Raw genomic sequence first — 23,066 nt, 5'->3', positions numbered from 1 at the left:
TTACTGACGAGGTTTGGATCTGTTTGCCTTTTTCGCGAGGACCATTGTTAGAGAACATTATGAATAGTCTTGTGCATTATACTGGGAATATTCGATATATGCCCGATATGCAAGGCTTGCGATTGCTTAATCATGATGTCTCTAATGTTGCCGGCTTGTATCTTTTTGATATGAGTTGTAGTCCGATGAGTGGGGCTTCTCGTTTTGTGAAAGCCGCCGAAGATAAATTTCTTGCTGGCATCGCACTATTGCTTATTTCACCAGTCATGTTGACTATCGCACTGGCAGTGAAACTGACATCGCGTGGACCTGTATTCTATAGTCAGGAGCGGATGAGCTGGAATGGTGATACCTTTCAGATGCTCAAGTTTCGCAGCATGTCAACAGATAGCGAAACTGATGGTATTCGTTGGGGTGGAGCAGATAGCAAGAAGGTGACCCCCGTAGGTCGTTTTCTTCGTCGCTCTAGCCTCGATGAGTTGCCGCAGCTGATCAACGTGATCAAGGGGGAGATGTCGTTGGTGGGGCCGCGCCCCGAACGCACGGTGTTCGTCGAGCAGTTCAAGCGCGAGATTCCCGGCTACATGCAGAAGCACATGGTGCATGCCGGTATCACTGGCTGGGCCCAGGTGCACGGTTGGCGAGGCGATACGGACCTCAAGGTGCGCATCGAACATGATCTCTGGTACATCGACAACTGGTCCGTCTGGCTGGATCTGAAGATCCTGTTTCTGACCGTGTGGCGTGGGTTCTTTCATCCCCACGCCCAATAACATTTTTGGAAGGTTCATGAAAGTATTGGTCACCGGCGGCGCCGGTTATATCGGTTCGCATACCGCTGTGGAACTGCTCGAGGCTGGCCACGATGTGGTCGTGGTCGACAACCTGTGCAACGGTTCGGAAGTGGCGCTGCGGCGTATCGAGGAGATCACTGGCAAGGGCGTGGACTTCGTGCGAGCGGACATTCGCGACCGCGAGGCCATGGATGCGATCTTCGCCGAGCATGATATCGATGCCGTGATCCATTTCGCCGGTCTGAAGGCGGTGGGCGAGAGTGTCGGCAAGCCGCTGGCCTACTACGAGAACAACGTGAACGGAACCCTGGTGCTGTGCCAGGCCATGGAGGCCGCCGGTGTTCGCCGTATCGTGTTCAGTTCCTCGGCCACGGTATATGGCAGCGAGGCGCCGGTGCCCTATGTGGAAACCACGCCGCGTGGCACCACCTCCAACCCCTATGGCACCTCCAAGGCCATGGTGGAGAAGCTGCTCGAGGACCTGGTGGTCGCCGATGAGCGTTGGTCGGTCACGCTGCTACGCTACTTCAACCCGATCGGCGCGCATCCTTCCGGCAAGATCGGCGAAGACCCGCAGGGCATCCCCAATAACCTGATGCCGTTCATTGCTCAGGTTGCCGTTGGCCGACGCGACGAGCTGACGATCTTCGGCAATGACTACGAAACGACTGACGGTACCTGCGAGCGCGACTATCTGCATGTGGTGGACCTGGCGGTCGGGCACCTCAAGGCGCTTGAAGTCGTCAGCGCGCCAGGTGTGTCGATCTATAACCTGGGCACGGGGAAGGGTATCTCGGTGCTGGAGATGGTGAACAGCTTTACGAGTGTGACGGATGTGCCGGTGCCTTACCGGTTCGGTGCCCGCCGCGCAGGCGATCTTCCTGCCTTCTGGGCCGATGCCTCTAAGGCGCAAAAAGAGCTGAATTGGGTCGTCGAAAAAGGCCTGGACGACATGATGATCGATACCTGGCGCTGGCAGTCGGGCAATCCGGAGGGGTATTCGTAGGGCCGATTCGCGGTGGTGCGGCTGCCTGAGCACGCAGGATTTCGCTAGCGGGGCACTCCAGATGGCTGGGGTGCCCCGTTCTCGTTTTGAGGCCCGTTCGATGTCTGCCAAGCCCGATAAAAGGGTCGCTAATCTCATTTAGGATATGCTGGCTATGTACGTGCCGATGGCGCTTAGGTAAAGTGCTCGGCTCTGAACGTCTGGTGTGAGGATGGCTGTGAAGTTGCAACATATCTGGGCTGCTCCCGTGGGTTGGTCATACCCCAAGAGCCTCTGGGCGGTGGGCATGTTATCGCTGTTGCTCTACACCACGTGTCGCATGTTGTGGCCTGATGTGGGCTCCACTTCCGAAACGGCGATGGCGTTGATAGGCCTGATCGCTGTGCTCGTGTGGGGCAAAGGTCTCAGAGGCGGCGCTGCCTTGTGGCTATTGCTGATGGCCGTGGCCGTCCAGACGCTATCCTGGTGGCTGGGCTATCTGCACCATCCCCAGTGGGTGGCTGACAACCCTCAGGTCGACCGTCTGGCTAAACTGTTCATCTTCATCGCCGTGGCGTGGTGGTTGGGTGGAAGCACTCGCAACACCCTCTTGGTTTGGTGTTTGGCCGTCATTGGCTTGATCCTTTCCAGCGTCGTTCAAGGGGACGGCTTGAATGAGTGGCTCCAAGGCTTCGATGGGCAGCGTGTGGGATTCGGGGTGCGTAATGGTCAGCACGGCGCCATGCTGTTCGGCGTCGCACTCCTGGGTCTAGCCATTTTCACGCCTCGTTTTTTTGCTCACGGCCGCTGGCGAGCGCTCAGGATCGTTGGTTGGAGCGTATTGCTTGGGCTTTCGGTGATCGCCGTCATGATGGGTCAGACGCGGGCTGTCTGGTTGGCGCTGAGCCTCTCCTTGCCCATGGTGCTAGTGGCCTGGCTGGTCGTCCGGCGTCAGTCAGGCACATCTCCCGTCAATCGCAAGCTGCTGGCCGTGTGCACGACCGCCTTGTTACTCGTTCTCTTGGGAGCGGGTAGCGTCATCAAGGGCCCGCTCCTCGAAAGGCTCAATAAAGAATCATCGGTCGTGAGCATGCTGCTGGCAGGAAATATCGATGAGGTGCCCTATACCAGTATCGGAATTCGTATCCATTCATGGCAGGCGGCCTTTGAGTGGATCGAACAGCGCCCCCTCATGGGATGGGGCGGCCAAGGGCGTGGCTTGGTGATGGACCACACAGAATGGTTACCGGAGCGGGTGAGTGAGAAGTATGGGCATCTCCATAATTACTTTATAGAGATTTGGGTCGCCTACGGCATATTGGGGCTTGCTGTCATCGGCGCTCTGGCCTTTTGGATCGGTTTGGCCACTTGGCGTGCCTGGAGAGCGGGTGCGCTACCCGGCGATCTGGCGCTATTCGGAGGCGGATTCTTCATCTACTGGATGGTCGTCAATCAGTTTGAATCCTATAACTCCTTCTGGACAGGCGTCTATGTGCACAATTTGGTGGTGGGTGGCTTGATCACGCATTATTGGCGCTGGCAAATGATGCCCAAAAATAAGGAAACGGCTTGAACATTGTCTCAGTTGGCGGCGACTCGTTATCTCACTGAGCTGTCGCGGCATTGGGGCATATTGATATCCCATTTAATTGCTTTGGATGTTATTTAGGGGCGGAAGTGGTGTGGCCGCTTTCGCCCTGTTAGGTTATTTTTAAAAAACTCTTCGATGCTGCTGATTCTGGAATCAACGGCAGGATAGGGGATAGAGTCGTCAGCTCCTGCCGGTCAGGCGAGCAAGGATGATTTGTTAGGGCGAGCATGTTATGGTTGCTAATGTTTTGTGATCGTATTGTCGGCCGTCGGTGGAGCTTCGAGCGAGCCTCCCGCCGCCTGGTCTTCTGTTGGTGAGCCCTAGATGAGTCAACCTGCCCGATCAGGCGTGTCGCCTGTCCCGCTGGCCCCTGCTGGCGATCCCGCCTTCTTTCCCCTCTATGACGAGCGCATGCGCTGGCCTATTCGTCGGGCACGTGCGCAGGTGAAGGTCAGACAGGCCTTTCAAAATGGTGTGAGCTTGCCACTGGAGCGCAGGCTTCTGGGCCTGTGGCTTGGAGGGCGCTTCGGTAGTGGGTGGGTTGAGCGTCAAGGGTTACCTCGTCGGGCCGTAGAGGAGTGCCTGGGAGATCGCTTGACACTTGAGGTCTCTCCGCGAGAACTGATCCAAAGCGCAGACTGGCGTGGGTATGACAAGCGATTGCGCCCTTCTTCTTCGTCGTTTCTTTGGGACGGCGAGTGGGATCTGAGGCGTGGCGATCTGCGCTTCAGCTCTCGCTATCGCTTCATAAGCGACCTCGACGAACATCGAGATGATCTCCAGCAGAGTGAAAGCTTTGCCAAGTATGCGGCTCTTTTAAAGGCCGGCAAACCGTGGTCCTCGCATCAGCAGGGCGTGCTGCTGGATTCAGAGGAGCGCATTCTGATGTACCTGCGTGTGTATCTCAGTTTTCTCGATGACATGGCGGTGCGTGGCTTCGACGGTGGGCGGGGCAAGGACAAGCTGGGCGTGGCCGTCAGCCGGGAGGGTCGTTTGATCAAAATCAATCGTGGCTTGCATCGCCTGGCGATGGCACAGCGTCTCGGTCTGTCGTCTGTGCCAGTGCGTGTGATGGCAGTTCATCGTGAATGGTGGTATCAAGTCGTTAGGGGAGCTATTGGGAAAGAAGCGCTTGATAGAGTGGCACTAGCCTTACAACAGTGTGTGCCGGAGTTTCAAGCAGGCCAGCTTGATCCAGCTAGATGGCCAAGATCTTTTGAGTGGCCATGTTGAACTTGGTTTTTTTGATTAATTTTTTTGTGCTACGTTTGCTCTTGCCTCTTAAAGTTGTTTCAGGAAGTTATGGTCCATAGAGCCCTTTCTACCCTTGTCGAAAGGGCTCCGGTGATGGTTTCTCTTGCCGTGGGTTAAACTACCCCCTCTCTCTCTAAGTTCAATGCAAGGCCGACAAGAACTAGGAATGTCTTCCCGTTATTTTCTTTGTTCGCAATATGGTTTTCTATAAGTCCTTCAATATCTATCCAAGGAGTGATGTTGTTTTCTTTCAGAATATTTTTTGCTGTTTTTATAACTTCGTAATAGTCTTCTCTTTTTCTAAAAGCATGGTCATAATCTAGGTAGTTTATTCCTGAACATTCCCGTACGCCAAGCATGGGAAGTCGATTTCCTAGGTGTCGCTTTAAATTGCGCTTACTTCTTGCAAAACGTTTTCGTAAGCGAGAGTTATTAGGAGCGCCCAGTGAATATTTGCTGGGAAGGGCAGATAGCTCGGGATATAGGTTAGTGAGTATTGAAAGGTAGAGCTCCTGGTTTTTTTTCACACTTTTTGGCGCATGGAGCCAATAGCTTGCCCACTCAGGATGTGTGAAAGGCGTCAAAAATTGAGTGCCGCTTTGCAGCGCGCCCATTTTGTATGACCACTGACTGAACTTCTGGCAAGGCGTGACAATCGCAGAAATACAGTTGCTTTGGCGAACACATATATCTAGCTGTTCGCTCGGTGATAAGGGAGAGGTATCTGATACAGGTGGCAAGCTAGCTTCTGGGTGAAAGCCGCTCTCAGGAAGCCATTTTTCCTTAACTTTCCTTTGTTTTTTTGAAAAAGCTTTTTTCTCGTCTTCTGGGCTGTTGTTAGTATAGTGACCTCCAGTCAACGGTCCTCCCATGAACCCACTTACTATAATATCATCTTTGTTTGGCATCACTGTGGAGATGGCTAGCTTGTTAAAGTAAGCATCTGGAGTATAAGTCCATGGTGCAATTTCCACGGATTGTCTTAGCTTTTGCCAGGAAATTTCTTGTTGGCTAAGGTCGACTGAAGTGTGGTTTATGTCATAGTGAGCTGAGATTTTTTTTCCGATTTTATAATCTAGCTGCCCGGGGGCCCCGAAGCTTAAGGTGCTGATTTTGTTTTTGGGGAAGCGATCCATTACGGCGCCAAACAAAATCCTACTATCCCACCCACCGCTTAGAGGTACGATGCATCTACCTTCCTTATTGGTATGCTGAGATACCACATCATCCATGATTTTGTTAAAGAGTTGGGAGGCCTCTGAAACTGAAAAAGTTGGACGAGGGTTAGGTTTGTCGATTTCATGAAGTTTGCTGGGTGTGCTTAAAGACGGCAGATAGCCATAATGTAGGTAAGTATTGACAAGAAGATCAACGCTGTCTAGTTGCATGTGGCTGCTGCTCAATGGTGCGTCTTTTTCCATTTCTAAGGCTTCGCCTATTGTTCCGGTGGCTTTCTTTTGATATGGCTTTCGTCTTCGGTCAAATTGTCTTTTGGGACAATGTTTAGTTTTCCTAGGCTGGGCTGCCAATTAGTTGTTATGCCGAGAAAGTGTAAAAAGTAAGCGTGGTCGCTTTCTAGCTTCTTGGGCTTGTTGCGCCGCAGCTTTTTGGTGAACGGTATTTTTGAATGCTTCCAAGTATTGTGTTGAGAGATGATGTCGACCGTGGCTTCAGAGCAGACAAATTTTCTTGCCTTTTTTCGCCTCTCTACGTCGCGCAACTTAAAGTCGTAATGTGTGTAAGGCGAAGTGAGATTTTTAGTTTTAGGCACATTATGGCTGTCTATATAAACAGTTTTGTTTCTTTTGATTTCTTCTTCTAGGGTCGGGGGATTGGCGATGAGAAGTTCGTCAATGTCAAAATTGAAAAGTGTGCCGCGACGGCAAAATTTTCTTAGACAGTGGTTTAGGGCGCCAGGCTGGGCAAATTTGTTGAATCTTTTCCCGGGGGGGCCATAGGGAAAGTTCCAGTTAATGATTTTTGCTTTACCATCTAGAGCGATTTCGAGCTCTTGAATGTTGTCGCTGCCATTGTCATAGACGATGACATCGTCAAGACCGTAGTTGTGGCGATGAAAATCAGCCCATGTTGCCACCCACTCTGCTGCATTGTTTTTTGATATTGCTGCTAAAATGCGCCTTTTTTGTGAGGCGTTATTTTGAGGGATGTAAAAAGTTTCATGGAAGTCGCTGAAAATCAACTCAATACTGACGCCGTGGCCCTTAGGAGCTGCGGTCTTGAGGAAAGATAATTTGTACTCAGGTAGATCCTGAAAAGCGAACTTCTGCTTTTCGCCATTAACGAATAGCTTTGCAGTACGAATGTACTGTGAAAGGTTCATCGCTGGTGGACCAATCCCGAGCAGATGTTCTCCAGACTGGTCTATGAAGAAATCATAGAAAAGCGTTTTCGTGTCAAAATGCTGAAGATCTTGTGTGTCAAGTTGGTCTTTGGGGTTGTGCTGCCTGGAAAGTTCGATTTCTTTTGGAAGTCGAATGGTTTTTAGATCAGTGTTCATTTTAATGGCTAGTCTTAAGGTGCGTGATAAATGTTTTAGTCTGGCCTTTGTGATCAGTCATGCATTTTTTCAAACGCATTATATAATATCTTGCGGCTTGCCTCTAGGTAACGACTTCCCCTCAGCTTTCTGGAAGTGAGAGACTTTTTTAGAACAGACCACTGGTCGGCTTTTTTTCGTGGCAGACGGCGCACGTGCGCATCGATCCAGATCAGAGAACCGTCGTCAGCGACCAGCAGGTTGTTGTAGTGCAGATCGCGGTGCACGTAGCCGGCGCGGGCGAGCATGGCCACTTCCTGGCAGAATCGCTCGAGGAATTGTTCGCGCCCGGCTTCGTCGAGGCTGTCGAAGACCTCGCCGCCGGGTCTGGCATCGTGTCGGTGCTCCATCAATAACAACGATGCATAGCGATTCGCCGGGTTGAGCGACAGGCCCCAGCCGTGGCATCTCGGTGTGGTGAGCCTGGCGCGCTGCAGGATGCGCAGGCTCAGGAATTCCTTGCGGGCGTCGGATTGCATCAGCCAGCGCTTTTCCAGGTAGTCCCGGCTGAGCCAGCTCAATGGTGCCTGGCGCTTGGCGAACTTGTCGGGTACCACCTTGGCGAGGATCTGGCTGTCCTGCGAGAGATAGAAACGGCTGCTGCCCACTGCCTCGAAGGCGGCGGTGGTGCTGGTGCTGGCCAGTCGCAGCCGGGCAGGCAGGCCATCGGCATGAAAGACCAGGTAGCGTCGGCGGCGGTCGTCGAAGGGGATATCGAGTAGTTTCACCGTCACAGCGCCTCGAACTGGGGCAGCACCGTTTCCTTGAGGAACTGCCGGTAGTGACGTGGCTCGATGGTGACTGGCTCCCGATCCATGCGCGTAAGCGCCCGGGCCAGGCCCGCCTCGTCGTCGGGGGCGACCAGGAAGTCGGCCAGCTCCTGGGTCAGGATCTCGCGCGGGCCGCTGGGGCAATCGACGCTGACCACCGGCGTGTGCAGCAGCAGGGCCTCGATCAGCACCCGCGGCAGCCCCTCGGCGTCGGAGGCCAGCACCATGGCCTTGGCGTGGCGGATGAAGGGATAGGGGTTGTGATGGTAGCCGAGCCACAGCACTCGGTCTTCAATCCCGAGTGCCTTGATCCGCTCGCGGACGGTGGCCTCGTGCTCCGGCTTGCCCTTGCCCATGATCGCCAGCGGCGTGGTCACGCCGCTTTCGGCGTAGGCGCGAAGCAGTCGGTCGTGGCGCTTGCGGGGCTCGATGGCCGCCACGCACAAGAAGTAGTCGCCCTCTGGAACCGGCGTCGGCTCTTCGGCCATGGCCACGAAGGGCTCGCGCTCGTAGGGGTTGTAGATCGGTACGATGCGCTCTGCCTCGAGGCCGACCACGCTTTCCAGGTTCTCCTTCACGCCCTGGGAGACGGCGATGACCTGGCGTCCACGATAGAAACGGCGAACTTTATCGAAGGCGCGCTTTCTCTGCTTGGGGTCGGCGAACTTGGCGGAGACGTCCGACTTGATCCAGAAATAGAGGTTGGGCAGGTCGAGATGCCGCGTGATCTTGTCGCAGGAGCAGGAGATCACCACGTCGGGTCTCCAGGGCGTCAGGGCGCGCTTGATGCGGCTGGCTTGCCACTTCTCGGTCAGCACCGTGCTGGTCGCCTTGGTGATGCGGGTGACCACGCCCAGGTCCTCGATCTCGAGCCCCTCGGGCAGGCGATGCTCGATGCGCTCGCGCAGGGTGAATACCTTGACCGCATGGCCGCGCTGGCGCAGCTGGTCGGCGGTGTAGAGCAGCGATTTCTGGGCGCCGCCGCCGTAGAGGTCTTCGATGACGAAGGCGAAGCGTTTGCGGGTCATGGGGTCGTCCTGCACGGCGAGGTCATCCGGTGGCGCTCCGCGTCGTCGCGGCGCCGCTAAAGGGCCGAATTCTAGCATGTTCCTCGCCGCCGGGCAGGCACGGGGCGCTTCGGCGTGAACGCGATGCTGGGGTACAATGCCGCCATAAGCGGGCGCCAGTGCCGCGCGAGAATGACGATCAGGAGTCGCAGGAAAATATGAAGTTATTGATCACCGGCATGGCGGGCTTCATCGGCCATGCCGTCGCCAAGCGCCTCTCGGGGCAAGGGCATGAGATCATCGGCGTCGACAATCTCAACCCCTATTACGATGTTGCGCTCAAGCAGTCGCGCCTTGACGACCTGGCGTCCTGCGAAGATGTGCGCTTCGAGCGCCTCGATCTTGCCGACCGCGAGGCCGTGGCCGCGTTGTTCGAGGCCGAGGGCTTCGAGCGCGTGATTCACCTGGCGGCTCAGCCGGGGGTTCGTTATTCGCTGGAGAACCCGCATGCCTATGCCGACGCCAACCTGATCGCTCATCTCAATGTGCTGGAGGGATGCCGCCATGGCCGGGTGGGTCATCTGGTCTACGCCTCTTCGAGTTCGGTCTATGGCGCCAACGACAAGGTGCCCTTCGATACCTCGGATAACGTCGATCATCCCATCAGCCTCTATGCGGCCACCAAGAAGGCCAACGAGCTGATGGCGCACACCTACGCCCATCTCTACGACCTGCCGACCACCGGGCTGCGCTTCTTCACCGTCTATGGCCCCTGGGGCCGGCCGGACATGGCCATGTTCAAGTTCACCCGTGCGATCCTGGCCGGTGAGCCGATCGAGGTCTTCAACCACGGCGACATGTCGCGGGACTTCACCTACATCGACGATATCGTCGAGGGCATCGTACGCGTGCTCGAGGTGGTGCCCGAGCGGCGGGCCGAGGCGACGACCACCATGCCCGACACCAGCCATGCGCCCTATGCGCTCTACAATATCGGTCATGGCAGCCCGGTGGCGCTGATGGATTTCGTGCGCGCGGTGGAGGCCGCCACCGGTCAAGGCGCGCTGTGCGACCTCAAGCCCATGCAGCCGGGCGACGTGCCGCGGACCTGGGCGGACACCGAGGCCCTGTTCGAGGCCACCGGGTACCGGCCCAAGGTCGGCGTCGAGGAGGGCGTCGCCCGCTTCGTTGCCTGGTATCGCGACTACTACGGCGTCTGACGGCGCCCAGCTTTCGGCATCTCATCGTTAAAAGGGAAGGACACCCATGAAAATCACCATCTTCGGCACCGGCTATGTGGGCCTGGTGACCGGCACCTGCCTGGCGGACGTGGGTCACGACGTGCTGTGCATGGACGTGGACGCGGACAAGATCGCCCGCCTTGAAGCCGGCGAGATCCCGATCTTCGAGCCGGGCCTCGAAGAGATGGTCAAGGCCAACGTGGCGGAGGGGCGGCTGCGCTTTACCACCGACCCCGAGACGGCGGTCGCCTTCGGCACCCTGCAGTTCATCGCCGTCGGTACACCTCCCGATGAAGATGGGAGTGCTGATCTCAAATATGTCCTGGCGGTGGCCGAGACCATCGGGCGTCACATGACCGAGGAGAAGGTCATCGTCGACAAGTCCACCGTGCCGGTGGGCACCGCCGACCGCGTGCGTGCCGCCGTGGCCAGCGTGCTCGATGAGCGCGGCGAGGCGATCGACTTCGAGGTGTGCTCCAATCCCGAATTCCTTAAGGAAGGCGCGGCGATCGAGGACTTCACCCATGGCGCGCGGATCATCGTCGGCACCGAATCCGAGCGAGTGAAGACGCTGATGCGCGAGTGCTACGCGCCCTACATTCGCCTGCAGGAAAAGCTGATGTTCATGGACGTGCGGGCGGCGGAGCTGACCAAGTATGCCGCCAATGCCATGCTGGCGACCAAGATCAGCTTCATGAACGAGATCGCGAATCTGGCCGAGCGTCTTGGCGCCGACGTCGAACAGGTGCGACGCGGCATCGGCTCCGATCCGCGTATCGGCTATCAGTTCATCTATCCGGGCTGTGGCTACGGCGGTTCCTGCTTCCCCAAGGACGTACAGGCACTGGCGCGAACCGCCGGTGAGGTCGACTATTCGGCCGAGTTGCTGGGCGCGGTGGAAGCCGTCAACCGGCGCCAGAAGCAGACGCTGTTCGCCAAGCTGTCGCGTGCCTTCGACGGTGACCTGAGTGGCAAGACCATCGCGCTGTGGGGGCTGGCGTTCAAGCCCAACACCGACGACATGCGTGATGCCCCGAGCCGCACGTTGATGGAGGCGCTGTGGGCCGCCGGTGCCAGCGTTCGCGCCTATGATCCCGAGGCCATGGAGGAATGCCGCCGCCTGTATGGGGAGCGTGACGATCTCTCGCTGGTGAGCGATCGCGCCGAGGCGGTGGAGGGTGCCGACGCACTGGTGATCTGCACCGAGTGGAAGAGTTTCCGCAGCGTCGACTTCGCTTGGCTGAAGTCACAGCTGTCACTGCCGGTCGTCGTCGACGGCAGAAATCTCTTCGATCCCGAAGCGCTCAAGGCGGCGGGGCTGCTTTACTACGCCGTGGGGCGAGGCGAGTCGGTCACGTCGGCCTAGTGTCATCCAAGGATAGGCGTCTTGCCGCTGCCCACTGGGCAGCGGCATGATTGGCATTGCGCCGAGTGAATTCCATTGGCCCTGATGGCGGCCCCCACCCCTGGACCCCGATCGCATTCTCGCGGTCTCGAACCAGGTCATGTCCCGTCGGTTTAGCTGGCATGATGCCTGTCCCCTTGCCAGAAGACGGATTGTCTCGTTCTTCATATCTGCCCCCTCTTTTGACTGACCCCCATCACTTCTCACCTGATCGCCCTGTCATGGGAAAAACCATCATTCCGACGGCACGTTAACAATGTAATCTTGTGTTAACGGCTGTGCCGATCTGCGGCACGGCGCTACGCCGAGGCCGGGTGCCCGAAGATGAGGAGTTGTCGATGGCTCAGAGCGGTGCCCCGTCGGCGGTCGTCACCGCGCCCCGGGAACGGGATGGGACCCAGGAAGGCCCCGGATTGCTTGCCCTGATTCCCATGGAGGACGCCTGGAACAGCGAGATGGTGCTGCCCGGGGTCGTGATCGAAAGGCAGGAGATGTCGCTGTCGCCCGGTGGCTGGCAGTACCTCTTGCGTTGCCTGGACCCCGTGCCGCCTGGTTGGCCCCGCTCCAGGCCGCACAAGGCACCGCTGCTGGTCAAACGGCTGGTCATGGCGGTCGGCATGCGGCCCCCCGCGCGTCTGGCGCAGAAGGGCTGGTTATTGCTCAGCTGCCCGCGGGAGCGTGAGCGTATCGCCGAGCTGGTGCTGACCCCCGGCGGGCGGCATTTCCTGAACCATGCGCTTCATGCCCGGCGGGCGAAGTTGGCCCCTGACTTCAGCGCCGAGCTGCGTGGCCTGCTCACCCGGGCCGGAGTGACGCCGCAAGAGGTGCTGTTTGGCCCGGAAACGCTGATGCAGTTGTACGGGTTGAGGAAGGCTCGCTATATCGATGTGTTGACCAGGGTGCCGGGACCATCGCCGGGACTGTCACCGGGACTGTCACCGGGACCGTCACCGGGACCGTCACCGGGAGCGCCGCTCCGGGTCATCGGCTCGGATGAGCTCGGGCATTTCTCTACCGATAGCGCGCGGCTGCTAGAGGATGCCCGGCATCATGTCGTGTCGGATGGCTTGACGTTCGTGTCATTCGGTATGGCTCGTGCCTTCAAGCGACACCGTGGTGTCTGGCGCGATCGCCTCGATCTGAGCATGATGCGCTCCCTGGAGCGGCGCCATCGCTGGCGCCTGCACCTGGCCCTACTGGTCGACCGGATGCTGCCGTGACCTTCTCCGCCGGCCCGGGCATGCCTGCCCCCGGCGCCGAGGTCGGATTCACCACCACACCCACAGCGCCCCTATCGCCGCCATGCCCAGAAAGGCCGCCAGCCCCAGGCGGGCCGTGGGCAGGCGCTGCTCGCCGTGTTGCGTCAGCGTGGGGGCGGCCGGATCGTAGCGAACGGTCAGCCGGCTGCCCGGCGGCGTCTGGGCGAGAAAGGCCTCGGCGGCCTCCCCGCTGGGGAAATCGGGAACGCCGTCGAAGCGTCCGTTGTCAGAGCGATACTCGCTCCCCTCGACCTCGAGGCGATAGTGGATGCGCGCCAGGAAACGCCGGGGATGATCGTCACGATCGGCGCGGCGATGCTGGTCATCGACGGCCTGCACCTCGGTGCGCTCCACGGTGGCCTGCGCCTCGGGCCAACGGTTGACGGCGCGCCGCCGCCACGCGCCGCGAAGGGCCAGGGCGGCGCCCGCGCCGCAGGCCAGGGCAATGAGAAGGGGAGTCACATTCGGCATGTCGGGAGTCCCTATGATTCAGTCCCTGCAACGGCTCTTTCAGGACATGATGACGCCCGCGGCGTCGTCTGAACAGGCCGAACCCGGTCAGGCGCTGGCGGTGGCGGTGCTGCTGTGCGAGGTGATCCGGGCGGACTATCGCCTGGAGGAGGCCGAGCTCGAGCACCTGTCGATGCTTCTCGCCGCGCGTTTCGGGCTGCCGGGCGATGAGGCGCAGGCGCTGGTGAGCCAGGCCTGCGACGAGACGGAATCGGCGGTGGATCATCATCGTTTCCTGCGCGCGGTGCGCGATGGCTGCGACTACGACGAGCGAGTCGCGCTGGTTCGCGAGATGTGGTCGCTGGCGCTGGTCGACGGCGACAAGGATCCGCTCGAGGAGCATCGCATTCGTCGCCTGGCCGAGCTGCTGCACGTCACGCACGGCGATTTCATCCGCACCCGCATCGAGGTGGAAGCCGGCGGCGAATGATCGCCGTGCCCTTGCTTCCCTCATGGCCTCTTCGTGATCATGGTGTCTTACGCATCGACGAGGGAATGAGCGGATGAGCAGTGGCACTATCGTACTGGGAGCGGGCATGGTTGGCGTGTCGGTGGCCTGGCACCTGGCCCGGCGCGGGCATGACGTCACCCTGGTGGATCGTCGTGAGCCCGGCCGCGAAACCTCGTTCGGCAATGCCGGCATCATCCAGCGCGAGGCCGTACGGCCGTATCCCTTCCCGCGTGATCTCGGCACCCTGTGGCGCGTCCTGCCCAATCGGCAGGTGGATATCCGCTATCGCCCCGGCGGCATGCTCGAGTCGGCCGGCCCGCTCTGGCAGTACTGGAAAAATTCTTCCCCCGATCGGTATCGGCGGATCGTGCCCGAATACGCCTCGCTGATCGCACGCTGCCTGGACGCCCACGGGGCGATGATCGAGGCCGCAGGCGCCGAGTCGCTGGTGCGCCGTGAGGGTTGGCTCGAGGTGTATCGCCGTCAGTCCGCCCTCGAGGCGCGTCTGGCCCAGGCCGAAGAGAATGCGGCGCAGTTCGGCGTGCGCTATCGTGCGCTCGATGCCGCGGCGCTGGCCGATATGGAGCCCAGCCTGGGCGAGGGGCTGGCCGGTGCCATTCACTGGCTGGATCCCTGGACGGTGGCCGATCCCGGCGCGCTGGTCTCGGCCTATGCCGAGGCATTCGAGCGTGAGGGTGGGCGCATCGTCAAGGCCGAGGTCGAAACGCTGTCGGGGGGCGATGGCCACTGGCGCGTCACCGCCGGGGCCGAGACGCTGTCGGCCGCGTCGGTGGTGCTGGCCCTCGGGCCCTGGTCGCGCCAGTGGCTGTCGCGGCTCGGCGTGTCGGTGCCGCTGTTTGCCAAGCGTGGCTATCACATGCATTACGTCAGCCGAGATAGTGCGCGACTGAATCACTGGGTGATGGATGCCGAGGTCGGCTATCTGCTGGCGCCGATGCGGGCAGGCATTCGCCTGACCACCGGCGCCGAGCTCGAGCGCCTCGAGGCGCCGCCGCATACGCAGCAGCTGGCGGCGGCCGAGGCGCGCGCCCGTGACCTGTATCCGCTGGGCGAGCGTCTCGATGCCGAGGCCTGGAAGGGCGCGAGGCCCTGCACGCCGGACATGAAGCCGGTGATTGGCCGAGTGGAGGGGCAGGCGGGGCTGTGGTGCGCCTTCGGCCACGGCCACCAGGGCTTCACCCTGGGGCCGGCCACCGGGGAGCTGCTGGCGCAGATGATGGCGGGGGAGGCGCCGGCGATCGACATGCGGCCGTTCCGGGTCGATCGCTTCTGAGTCGGCGGGCGAGGCGCCGCGCGCGGCTACTGGGCCTTGCGCTCCTCGCGATGGCGGCGCTTTTCCTTGACCACATGAATCAGCAGCTTGACCGCCAGGGTGAAGATGAACACCAGCCAGCCGGCGGTGGCCAGCACGTTGAACAGCAGCATCTTCTGGATGCCGTTGATCGGCGTGATCAGGTGCTCGATGAGAATGGCCAGCAGGAAGGCCAGGCCGAGGGGCAGGGCGAGGATATGCATCCACATCTCGGTGCGGCGCTTGCGCACGTGATACCGGCTCAGCAGCACGCGGATGGGTCGGTGCACGAAGCTGATCATGATCAGGCTGCCGGCGATCAGCAGTGCCGCCATGGTGGGCTCGATGTTGTCGATGTACACCGAATAGCTCACCGACCAGTAGACCAGCAGCCACATCAGGCCGGCCAGGATGGCGACGAGGTCGGCGTAGTGACGTACCTTCGGCATGTTCTCTCCCGGAAATTCTGTCGGACGTGTCGCGGATCCGCCATGAGCGCTGACGCTTGGCCAGGGTCGCCGACATGATGCAGGCCGTCGCGCGACTCACGTCCTCGGGTCGCGGCGAGGGCTCGACAGGCCTGGCAGGATCCGCACCCATGATACGGCATCGTGGCCGGCCGACCCACCCGTGTTCGCCGCTGTCGTGCGCTCGAGCGGCCGGTGGGGCGTGCCGCCGACGGCCGGCCGCGTAAATCGCATCCCGGCCCGGGGCCCGCTTCCGGTATACTGCCGGCGACGCCGGGCCCGCGAGGCCCATTCCCGGAATCGCCGAGACAGGATTGATCGTGACTTCCTTGACCCTGACCCGCCCCGACGACTGGCATCTTCACCTGCGCGATGGCGCGGTGCTGTCCGCCGTGGTCTCCGCCAGTGCCCGGCAGATGGGCCGTGCCATCATCATGCCCAACCTCAAGCCGCCGGTGACCACCACCGAGCAGGCGCTGGCCTATCGCGATCGCATCCTGGCGGCGGTGCCGGACGGGCTCGACTTCGAGCCGCTGATGACGCTCTATCTCACCGATCGCACCTCGGCCGAGGAGATCGAGCGCGCCCACGCCTCCGGGCTGGTGCAGGCGGTCAAGCTGTACCCGGCGGGTGCCACCACCAACTCCGACTCCGGCGTCACCGACCTGGCCCACTGCGATGCGGCCATCGCCGCCATGGCGCGCCTCGGCATGCCGCTGCTGGTTCACGGCGAGGTGACCGACGCCGAGATCGACATCTTCGATCGCGAGGCGATCTTCATCGAGCGAGTGATGAAGCCGCTGCTGGAGCGCCATCCGTCGCTCAAGGTGGTCTTCGAGCACATCACCACGGCCGATGCGGCGGCCTTCGTGGCCGAGGCCCCGGCCAACGTCGCGGCCACCATCACCGCGCACCATCTGCTGTTCAACCGCAACCAGATGCTGGTCGGCGGCATCAAGCCCCACTATTACTGCCTGCCGATCCTCAAGCGAGAGCGTCATCGCCAGGCGCTGATCGAGGCGGCGACCTCGGGCAGCGGCAAGTTCTTTCTCGGCACCGACAGCGCGCCCCATGCCAAGGGCGACAAGGAAAGTGCCTGCGGCTGTGCCGGCGCCTACACCGCGCCGCACGCCCTGGAGCTCTACGCCACGGCCTTCGAGCAGGCCGGCGCGCTGGATCGTCTGGAAGGCTTCGCCAGCCACCACGGGCCGGACTTCTACGGACTGCCGCGCAATGCCGAGACCGTGACCCTGGCGCGTGAGGAGTGGACCCTGCCGGAGAGCCTGCCCTACGCCGATGGCCGGGTCATCGTGCCGCTTCCGGCCGGTGAGACGCTAGGCTGGAAGCTGCGCGACTAACGCCTGCGCCGAGGCCCGGGCGACGCGTCACAGGACACCCCGACGGCGGATGCCGTCGGGGTGTTTGTTTTGGGGCGTCACACATTTCGCACGTTGGCTTGCCGCTTATTCCTCGGTCGTGGAGAGTTGCTCGTCGAGGAAGGCGAGGGCGGCGTCCATGGCGCCGTCGCGGGTCAGGAAGGCGGTGATATGGCCGCGCCATTTCTGCAGGTAGAGCTCGGCGGGAACGCCGGCGGCATCGAGGCGACGATACATGTCGGTGGCGTGATCCACCGGCACCAGGCCGTCCCGATCGCCGTGGAACAGGAAGTGGGGCGGCGTCTGTGGCCCGACCTGGCGGGCGGGGGAGGCCAGGCGATAGGCGCGGGGCTTCTCGGCACGGGTGCCGCCGATGAACTCCCTGACCAGGCGGCCGTCGTCGAACTTCATCAGGTCGCTGGGCAGGCCGCCGGCCACCACCGCGGCCAGGCGCGTCCTGTCGCCGCCGTAGGGCGTATCGAGCGGGGAGTCCGGCCGCTGCACGCCGAGCAGGCTGACAAGGTGGGCGCCGCTGGAATAGCCCACGCCCACGATGCGATCGGTGTCGATGCGCCAGGCGTCGGCATGATCATGCAGCCAGGCCATGGCGATCTGCAGATCGTGCAGCTGGGCGGGGAAGCGATGGTCGGGAGCGAAGCGGTAGGCGACGTTGGCGACCACGAAGCCGCGGGCGGCCAGTCGTTCGGCGATCGGCACCATGTCGCCGGGGTCGCGTCGCTGCCAGCCGCCGCCGTGGACGACCAGCGCCGCCGGGCGACGGGCTTCGCCCGGGGTGTCCGGCAGATAGACCTGGGCGGTCAGCGGGGCGGGCCATTCCGGCGGCGTGTAGACGCGATCGGATAGCCGCCGGAAGGACGTCTCGACCGTGGCGGGGGTGTCGTTCGGGGCCTCGATGGCCGGGGCGCCATCGGTGCTGCGCTGGCTAGCGCAGCCGCCGAACAGCAGGGGCAGGCACAGGGCCAGCCCCAGCAGGCGGGAACGGCGCCCGGGCACTCGTCAGTCCTCGACGACGACGCTCGCGGTCGCCGGCTCGGCGAGCCGCGCCACCATGGCGGTGACCATGCGCGTCGAGTGGTCGGCGGCCTTGTCGAGGAACTCCTCGAACGACAGGTGGTTGTCGCCACCGCCGGCGATGTCGGACAGGGCGCGGATCACCACGAAGGGGCAGCCATAGAGATGGCAGGTCTGGGCGATGGCCGCGGCTTCCATCTCGGCGGCCAGCATGGTGGGGAAGCGCGAACGCGTCTTGGCCACCAGCTCGGGGCAGGCCATGAAGACGTCGCCGGTGGCGATCAGGCCCTCGACCGCGCGGACCTCGTTCATTGCCTCGACGCACTCGCGGGCGACCGTGACCAGGCGCTGGTCGGGCAGGTAGGCGGCCGGCATCTGTGGCACCTGACCATGCTCATAGCCGAACACCACGGCGTCGACGTCGTGGTGGCGCACCTCGCTGGAGACCACCACGTCACCGATCTCGAGCCCTTCGCCGAAGCCGCCGGCGGAGCCGGTGTTGATGATCGCCTCCGGCTGGTACATGTCCATCAGCAGGGTGGTGCCGATGGCGGCGTTCACCTTGCCGATCCCGGACTGCAGCACCACCACCTCGACGCCGTGCAGCCGGCCTTGGTGGAAGGTGGAGCCGACGTGGGTGCGGGTCTCACGATCCTCGAGCATGTCCGCCAGTCGGGCGACTTCCTGGGCCATGGCGCCGATGATGCCGATGCGTTTCATCTATCCGGTGTCTCCGCGAAGTGAAGGGGTCAGAGGGAAGGGGCCGGCGTCGTCGCCGAAGACCTGGGCCCATTCGTCACGCTGGGTGAGAAAGCCGCGGGCGGTGCCCTTGGCGATCCTCGCGCGTCGTGGGGAATCAGCGGCACATTTTAACGAAATCGGGCCACGGGTGCACGGCAGTGGCCGGCTTCCGTGGCCCAATGGGCGCCGACGCTGGGCGTCAGCCCTTGCTATCCATGGCGTCGTGCATCTCGGCGGCGAGCAGGGTGTTCTCGAGCAGCGAGGCGACGGTCATCGGGCCCACGCCACCGGGAACCGGGGTGATGTAGCTGGCGCGGGCGGCGGCGGGCTCGAATTCCACGTCGCCGATCAGGCGGCCGTCGTCCTGGCGGTTGATGCCGACGTCGATGACGATGGCATCGTCGCGGACCCACTCGCCCTTGACCAGGCCCGGCATGCCGACGGCCACCACCAGCAGCTCGGCGCGGCGCACGTGCTCCTCGAGGTTCCGCGTGAAGCGGTGGCAGACGGTCGTGGTGCAGCCGGCCAGCATCAGCTCCAGCGCCATGGGGCGGCCGACGATGTTGGAGGCGCCGACCACGGTGGCGTCGAGGCCGCGAACGTCCACGCCGGTGTCCTGCAGCAAGGTGATGATGCCCTTGGGCGTGCAGGGCCGCAGCAGCGGCAGGCGCTGCGCCAGGCGGCCGAGGTTATAGGGGTGAAAGCCGTCGACGTCTTTATGGGGGAGGATGCGCTCGAGGATCGGGCGCGAATCCAGGTGGTCGGGCAGCGGCAGCTGAACCAGGATGCCGTCGACGCTCGGGTCGGCGTTGAGGCGGTCGACCAGGCCCTCGAGTTCGGCCTGTGAGGTCTCGGCGGGCAGCTCGTACTTGGTCGACTGAATGCCGGCTTCCTCGCAGGCGCGCTGCTTGTTGCGCACATAGACGGAAGACGCCGGATCCTGCCCCACCAGCACGACGGCCAGTCCCGGGACCCGTGCGCCGGCCTCGTGGCGTGCCTGCACCTGGCGTGCGACCTGCTGGCGAACTCGGGCGGCAATGGACTTGCCATCGATCAGTTGGGCGGACATCGAGTTTTCCTCTGGGTGAAAAGAAGACGGTGAGAAAAAGAGCGGCGATTTTCGCATGAGCCGGCGTCCAGGCAAAGCAATCTCGGCGCTCAGGCGCGTGAGCAGGGCAGAGGAGAAGAGGGCGTCGGCTAACATCCTGATCAAAGGGCATTGTGGCTTGACGAACGCGGAGAGATCCGTAGAATACGCAGCGCTCGATGAGGCCTCTGCGGCGGCGTCGAGGCCGTGCAAGAGCCGGCGGGGTGTAGCGCAGTCTGGTAGCGCGCCTGCTTTGGGAGCAGGATGTCGGGGGTTCAAATCCCTCCACCCCGACCACAAGATGTTGATTGAATAGAAAAAATCCAATTTTCCTCTTGCGGTAAGATGCTCGGGAACGTAGAATGCGCCCATAGCTCAACCGGATAGAGCAACGGCCTTCTAAGCCGTAGGTTGCAGGTTCGAGTCCTGCTGGGCGCGCCAGTCAGTATGGCGTCTATGCGGTCTCGTGTCGGTCGAGCGGAAATCGAAATGGTGGATGTAGCTCAGTGGTAGAGCCCCGGATTGTGGCTCCGGTGGTCGTGGGTTCGATCCCCATCATCCACCCCATTTCGATATCACCCCAGGCAGTGGTGGATGTAGCTCAGTGGTAGAGCCCCGGATTGTGGCTCCGGTGGTCGTGGGTTCGATCCCCATCATCCACCCCATTGCCTCCCTTCTTTACATGATTCTGATCGTTCGGATTCCTGGCGCTGCCACCCATTCTGAGGTGAGCGGCGGTTCTGTCGTTTCCGTGTCAGGGTCACTTCGTGGCCGGCTGACATCGCGTCACGGAGAATCGGCGCCGAGCCCTTGTCTAATCGGGTGATCGCCCCCATATCTTCACGCATGGCGCTTGCCACTGCTGGGCGGGATTCATAAAATCCTTGCCCTTGAACGTTTGAACGCTCTTCACGCAGCGCTTTTTTTACACACTGAACGCCCCAGTCGGTAGAGGACAATTCATGCAAGTTTCCGTCGATACGACCTCCCAGATTGAACGCCGCATCACGGTGCAGGTGCCGGCCGCCGAAATCGACGATGCCGTTGCCACTCGCCTCAAGGACGCCGCCAAGAACGTGCGCCTAGATGGTTTCCGTCAGGGCAAGGTGCCGATGTCCGTGATCCGCCAGCGCTACGGCCGTGGCGTGCGCGACGAGGTGGTCGGCGAGGTGATGCGCGAGCGTTACGTCAAGGCCATCACCGACGAGAGCCTGAATCCGGCCGGTAACCCGCAGATCGAAGCCCACGTCAACGAGGCGGGCAAGGATCTCGAGTTCACCGCGACCCTGGAGATCTATCCGGAAGTCGAGCTGGCCTCCATCGAAGGCACCGAGGTCGAGCGTCCGGTGGCCCAGGTGACCGACGCCGACGTCGACGAGATGATCGAGACCCTGCGCAAGCAGAACGCCGCCTGGGAAGAGGTCGAGCGTGCCGCCGAGGATGGCGACCAGGTCAACATCGACTTCCAGGGCTACCTGGGCGACGAGCCGTTCGAAGGCGGCAGCGCCGAGGGCCACGACCTGGTGATCGGTTCCGGCAGCTTCATCCCCGGCTTCGAGGAGCAGCTGATCGGTGCCAAGGCCGGTGAGGACAAGGAGATCAAGGTCACCTTCCCCGAGGACTACCAGGCCGAGCAGCTGGCCGGTCAGGAAGCGACCTTCAAGGTCAAGGTCAACGGCGTCAAGGCGCAGGCCCTGCCCGAGATCGATGCGGCCTTCGTCGAGAAGTTCGGCGTCGAGGACGGCGATCTGGCCAAGTTCCGTGACGAGATCACCAAGAACATGACCCGCGAGGCCGCCCAGGCCGTCGACAACCGCGTCAAGCAGCAGGTGCTCGAGGCGCTCAAGCAGGCCAACGACATCCCGGTGCCGCAGGCCCTGGTGCAGCAGGAGACCGACGGTCTCAAGCGTCAGGCCGCCCAGCAGTTCGGCCTCGGCGAGGACTTCGACGTCAGCCAGCTGCCGGACGAGCTGTTCGCCGAGCAGGCCAAGAGCCGGGTGCAGATCGGTCTGCTGCTGGCCGAAGTGATCAAGGTCAATGAGCTCGACGTCTCCGATGACGAGATCAAGGCCAAGGTCGAAGAGCTGGCCCAGCAGTACCAGGAGCCGCAGCAGGTCGTCGAGTACTACATGGGCAACGACCAGATGAAGGATCAGGTCAAGTCCGCGGTCCTCGAAGAGAAGGCCGTCGACGTGCTGCTGGCCCAGGCCAGCGTCAAGGACGTCGAGATGAGCTATCAGGAGGCGCTGGCCGCCGCTCAGCAGCAGGGTGGCGAAGCCGACGACGAAGAGGCCGACGAGGCCGACGCCCAGGCCTGATGGTTGTTTCCGCCTTCCCGTCCGCCGCGGACGGGAAGGCGGTCATCCCGCCGGGACGCGTGGATCGGCGTCGGCGAGCGACGTTTTCCTCCTCTGTCGAGGGACGGCGTTGAATAGTCCGCTATTCACCCCCACCTCATCCTGAGGTAAGACAACGTCGTGACCCTCGCGAGATCAGCTGGCCCGGCGGGCTACTGGTGTCGCCCCCACACATCGGACGCAAGGACATCATCATGAGCAACGAGTTCGATACCCAATCCGCCGGCGGCCTGGTGCCGATGGTGGTCGAACAGAGCGCACGCGGCGAGCGGGCCTACGATATCTACTCCCGCCTGCTCAAGGAGCGCGTGATCTTCCTGGTGGGGCCGGTCGAGGACTATACGGCCAACCTGCTGGTGGCACAGATGCTGTTCCTGGAGTCCGAGAATCCGGACAAGGACATTCATCTGTACATCAACTCGCCGGGTGGCTCCGTCACCGCGGGGATGTCGATCTACGACACCATGCAGTTCATCAAGCCCGACGTCTCTACCGTGTGCATCGGTCAGGCGGCGAGCATGGGTGCGCTGCTGCTGGCCGGCGGCGCAGCGGGCAAGCGCTACTGCCTGCCCAATTCGCGGATGATGATCCACCAGCCCCTGGGCGGCTACCAGGGTCAGGCTTCGGACATCGAGATCCACACCCGCGAGATCCTCGGCATCCGCGAGAAGCTCAACCAGATTCTGGCCGACCACACCGGTCAGGACTTCGAGACCATTGCTCGGGATACCGACCGCGACAACTTCATGAGCGGCCCTCAGGCGGCGGAATATGGCCTGATCGACGCCGTGCTGGATAAGCGGCCGACATCCTGATAGCGTGAAATCAACCACGCTGTGATTACGTGATTCCCGGCGGCCCGCGGGCCGC

Annotated in this window: 21 protein-coding genes and 4 tRNA genes; 16 read left to right on the top strand and 9 right to left on the bottom strand. The window is 61.6% G+C overall.

Going from position 1 to position 23,066, the window contains the following annotated elements; all coding sequences use genetic code 11:
* From UYS_RS17130 to UYS_RS17965, 4 genes are all read left to right on the top strand, one after another.
* A partial coding sequence (locus UYS_RS17130) for an exopolysaccharide biosynthesis polyprenyl glycosylphosphotransferase (RefSeq protein WP_040478122.1) occupies positions 1–773 on the top strand: 773 nt, incomplete at its 5' end.
* Between the two features lie 16 nt (positions 774–789).
* Entirely contained in the window at positions 790–1,800 is a 1,011-nt protein-coding gene (galE, locus tag UYS_RS0208265) for a UDP-glucose 4-epimerase GalE (protein WP_026068427.1), read from the top strand.
* A gap of 211 nt (positions 1,801–2,011) precedes the next feature.
* Entirely contained in the window at positions 2,012–3,352 is a 1,341-nt protein-coding gene (locus tag UYS_RS0208260) for an O-antigen ligase family protein (protein ID WP_237738435.1), read from the top strand.
* 612 nt (positions 3,353–3,964) lie between these two features.
* Entirely contained in the window at positions 3,965–4,603 is a 639-nt protein-coding gene (locus UYS_RS17965) for a hypothetical protein (protein WP_192813919.1), read from the top strand.
* Between the two features lie 134 nt (positions 4,604–4,737).
* Here the strand turns inward: UYS_RS17965 and UYS_RS18455 are convergent, their stop codons facing one another.
* From UYS_RS18455 to UYS_RS0208245, 4 genes are read right to left on the bottom strand one after another with little or no spacing between them, the layout of a single operon-like run.
* Positions 4,738–6,012 carry an asparagine synthase-related protein gene (locus UYS_RS18455; protein ID WP_192813918.1) on the bottom strand — a complete coding sequence of 425 codons (1,275 nt, stop codon included), beginning with the start codon at positions 6,010–6,012 and terminating at the stop codon, positions 4,738–4,740.
* A 47-nt stretch (positions 6,013–6,059) separates the two neighbouring features.
* Positions 6,060–7,142 carry a glycosyltransferase family protein gene (locus UYS_RS18450; protein WP_156821574.1) on the bottom strand — a complete coding sequence of 361 codons (1,083 nt, stop codon included), beginning with the start codon at positions 7,140–7,142 and terminating at the stop codon, positions 6,060–6,062.
* A gap of 53 nt (positions 7,143–7,195) precedes the next feature.
* Positions 7,196–7,909 carry a lipopolysaccharide kinase InaA family protein gene (locus tag UYS_RS0208250; protein WP_156821573.1) on the bottom strand — a complete coding sequence of 238 codons (714 nt, stop codon included), beginning with the start codon at positions 7,907–7,909 and terminating at the stop codon, positions 7,196–7,198.
* Between the two features lie 2 nt (positions 7,910–7,911).
* On the bottom strand, positions 7,912–8,979 hold the full coding sequence (locus UYS_RS0208245) for a glycosyltransferase (protein ID WP_016855034.1): 1,068 nt from the start codon (positions 8,977–8,979) through the stop codon (positions 7,912–7,914).
* 197 nt (positions 8,980–9,176) lie between these two features.
* On the opposite strand from UYS_RS0208245, the gene UYS_RS0208240 reads away from it, so the two are divergent.
* The 3 genes from UYS_RS0208240 to UYS_RS0208230 all read left to right on the top strand — a co-directional run bounded on the left by UYS_RS0208240 (position 9,177) and on the right by UYS_RS0208230 (position 12,824).
* The gene (locus tag UYS_RS0208240; protein WP_016855033.1) at positions 9,177–10,178 is read left to right on the top strand and encodes an NAD-dependent epimerase; all 1,002 of its coding nucleotides are present in this window, start codon (positions 9,177–9,179) and stop codon (positions 10,176–10,178) included.
* A 46-nt stretch (positions 10,179–10,224) separates the two neighbouring features.
* Positions 10,225–11,565 carry a UDP-glucose dehydrogenase family protein gene (locus UYS_RS0208235; RefSeq protein ID WP_016855032.1) on the top strand — a complete coding sequence of 447 codons (1,341 nt, stop codon included), beginning with the start codon at positions 10,225–10,227 and terminating at the stop codon, positions 11,563–11,565.
* 377 nt (positions 11,566–11,942) lie between these two features.
* Positions 11,943–12,824, top strand: coding sequence for a hypothetical protein (locus UYS_RS0208230; RefSeq protein ID WP_016855031.1), 882 nt, complete (start codon positions 11,943–11,945; stop codon positions 12,822–12,824).
* Positions 12,825–12,872: 48 nt separating this feature from the next.
* Here the strand turns inward: UYS_RS0208230 and UYS_RS0208225 are convergent, their stop codons facing one another.
* Entirely contained in the window at positions 12,873–13,334 is a 462-nt protein-coding gene (locus UYS_RS0208225; RefSeq protein ID WP_016855030.1) for a DUF3592 domain-containing protein, read from the bottom strand.
* A 13-nt stretch (positions 13,335–13,347) separates the two neighbouring features.
* On the opposite strand from UYS_RS0208225, the gene UYS_RS0208220 reads away from it, so the two are divergent.
* Together UYS_RS0208220 and UYS_RS0208215 are read left to right on the top strand one after the other, a co-directional pair.
* Positions 13,348–13,803, top strand: a complete 456-nt coding sequence (locus UYS_RS0208220) for a tellurite resistance TerB family protein (RefSeq protein WP_016855029.1) — start codon at positions 13,348–13,350, stop codon at positions 13,801–13,803.
* 73 nt (positions 13,804–13,876) lie between these two features.
* The gene (locus UYS_RS0208215) at positions 13,877–15,118 is read left to right on the top strand and encodes an NAD(P)/FAD-dependent oxidoreductase (RefSeq protein ID WP_026068426.1); all 1,242 of its coding nucleotides are present in this window, start codon (positions 13,877–13,879) and stop codon (positions 15,116–15,118) included.
* Positions 15,119–15,144: 26 nt separating this feature from the next.
* Here UYS_RS0208215 and UYS_RS0208210 read toward each other — a convergent pair whose 3' ends face one another.
* On the bottom strand, positions 15,145–15,585 hold the full coding sequence (locus UYS_RS0208210) for a hypothetical protein (protein WP_016855027.1): 441 nt from the start codon (positions 15,583–15,585) through the stop codon (positions 15,145–15,147).
* Positions 15,586–15,923: 338 nt separating this feature from the next.
* Between UYS_RS0208210 and pyrC the strand changes: the two genes are divergently transcribed.
* Positions 15,924–16,961: a dihydroorotase gene (gene pyrC / locus UYS_RS0208205; protein ID WP_026068425.1), complete on the top strand. Its 1,038-nt coding sequence runs from the start codon at positions 15,924–15,926 to the stop codon at positions 16,959–16,961.
* Positions 16,962–17,066: 105 nt separating this feature from the next.
* On the opposite strand, the gene UYS_RS0208200 is transcribed toward pyrC, so the two are convergent.
* From UYS_RS0208200 to folD, 3 genes are all read right to left on the bottom strand, one after another.
* Entirely contained in the window at positions 17,067–17,993 is a 927-nt protein-coding gene (locus UYS_RS0208200) for an alpha/beta hydrolase (RefSeq protein WP_016855025.1), read from the bottom strand.
* Positions 17,994–17,996: 3 nt separating this feature from the next.
* A complete protein-coding gene (gene mtnN, locus UYS_RS0208195; protein WP_016855024.1) occupies positions 17,997–18,731 on the bottom strand; it encodes a 5'-methylthioadenosine/S-adenosylhomocysteine nucleosidase in 735 nt (244 codons plus the stop codon).
* 220 nt (positions 18,732–18,951) lie between these two features.
* The gene (gene folD / locus UYS_RS0208190; RefSeq protein ID WP_016855023.1) at positions 18,952–19,821 is read right to left on the bottom strand and encodes a bifunctional methylenetetrahydrofolate dehydrogenase/methenyltetrahydrofolate cyclohydrolase FolD; all 870 of its coding nucleotides are present in this window, start codon (positions 19,819–19,821) and stop codon (positions 18,952–18,954) included.
* A gap of 238 nt (positions 19,822–20,059) precedes the next feature.
* On the opposite strand from folD, the gene UYS_RS0208185 reads away from it, so the two are divergent.
* From UYS_RS0208185 to clpP, 6 genes are all read left to right on the top strand, one after another.
* Positions 20,060–20,136 (top strand) — tRNA-Pro (locus UYS_RS0208185).
* Between the two features lie 67 nt (positions 20,137–20,203).
* Positions 20,204–20,280: transfer RNA gene (locus UYS_RS0208180), tRNA-Arg, on the top strand.
* Between the two features lie 51 nt (positions 20,281–20,331).
* A tRNA-His gene (locus UYS_RS0208175) sits at positions 20,332–20,406 on the top strand.
* Between the two features lie 23 nt (positions 20,407–20,429).
* Positions 20,430–20,504: transfer RNA gene (locus tag UYS_RS0208170), tRNA-His, on the top strand.
* Positions 20,505–20,801: 297 nt separating this feature from the next.
* The gene (gene tig / locus UYS_RS0208165) at positions 20,802–22,157 is read left to right on the top strand and encodes a trigger factor (RefSeq protein WP_016855022.1); all 1,356 of its coding nucleotides are present in this window, start codon (positions 20,802–20,804) and stop codon (positions 22,155–22,157) included.
* A 233-nt stretch (positions 22,158–22,390) separates the two neighbouring features.
* Entirely contained in the window at positions 22,391–23,011 is a 621-nt protein-coding gene (gene clpP / locus UYS_RS0208160; protein WP_016855021.1) for an ATP-dependent Clp endopeptidase proteolytic subunit ClpP, read from the top strand.
* Positions 23,012–23,066: the final 55 nt, after the last annotated feature.

Source organism: Halomonas smyrnensis AAD6 (genome assembly GCF_000265245.1).
GTDB classification, from domain to species: Bacteria; Pseudomonadota; Gammaproteobacteria; order Pseudomonadales; family Halomonadaceae; genus Halomonas; species Halomonas smyrnensis.
This window is presented reverse-complemented; position numbering and strand designations above follow the sequence as displayed.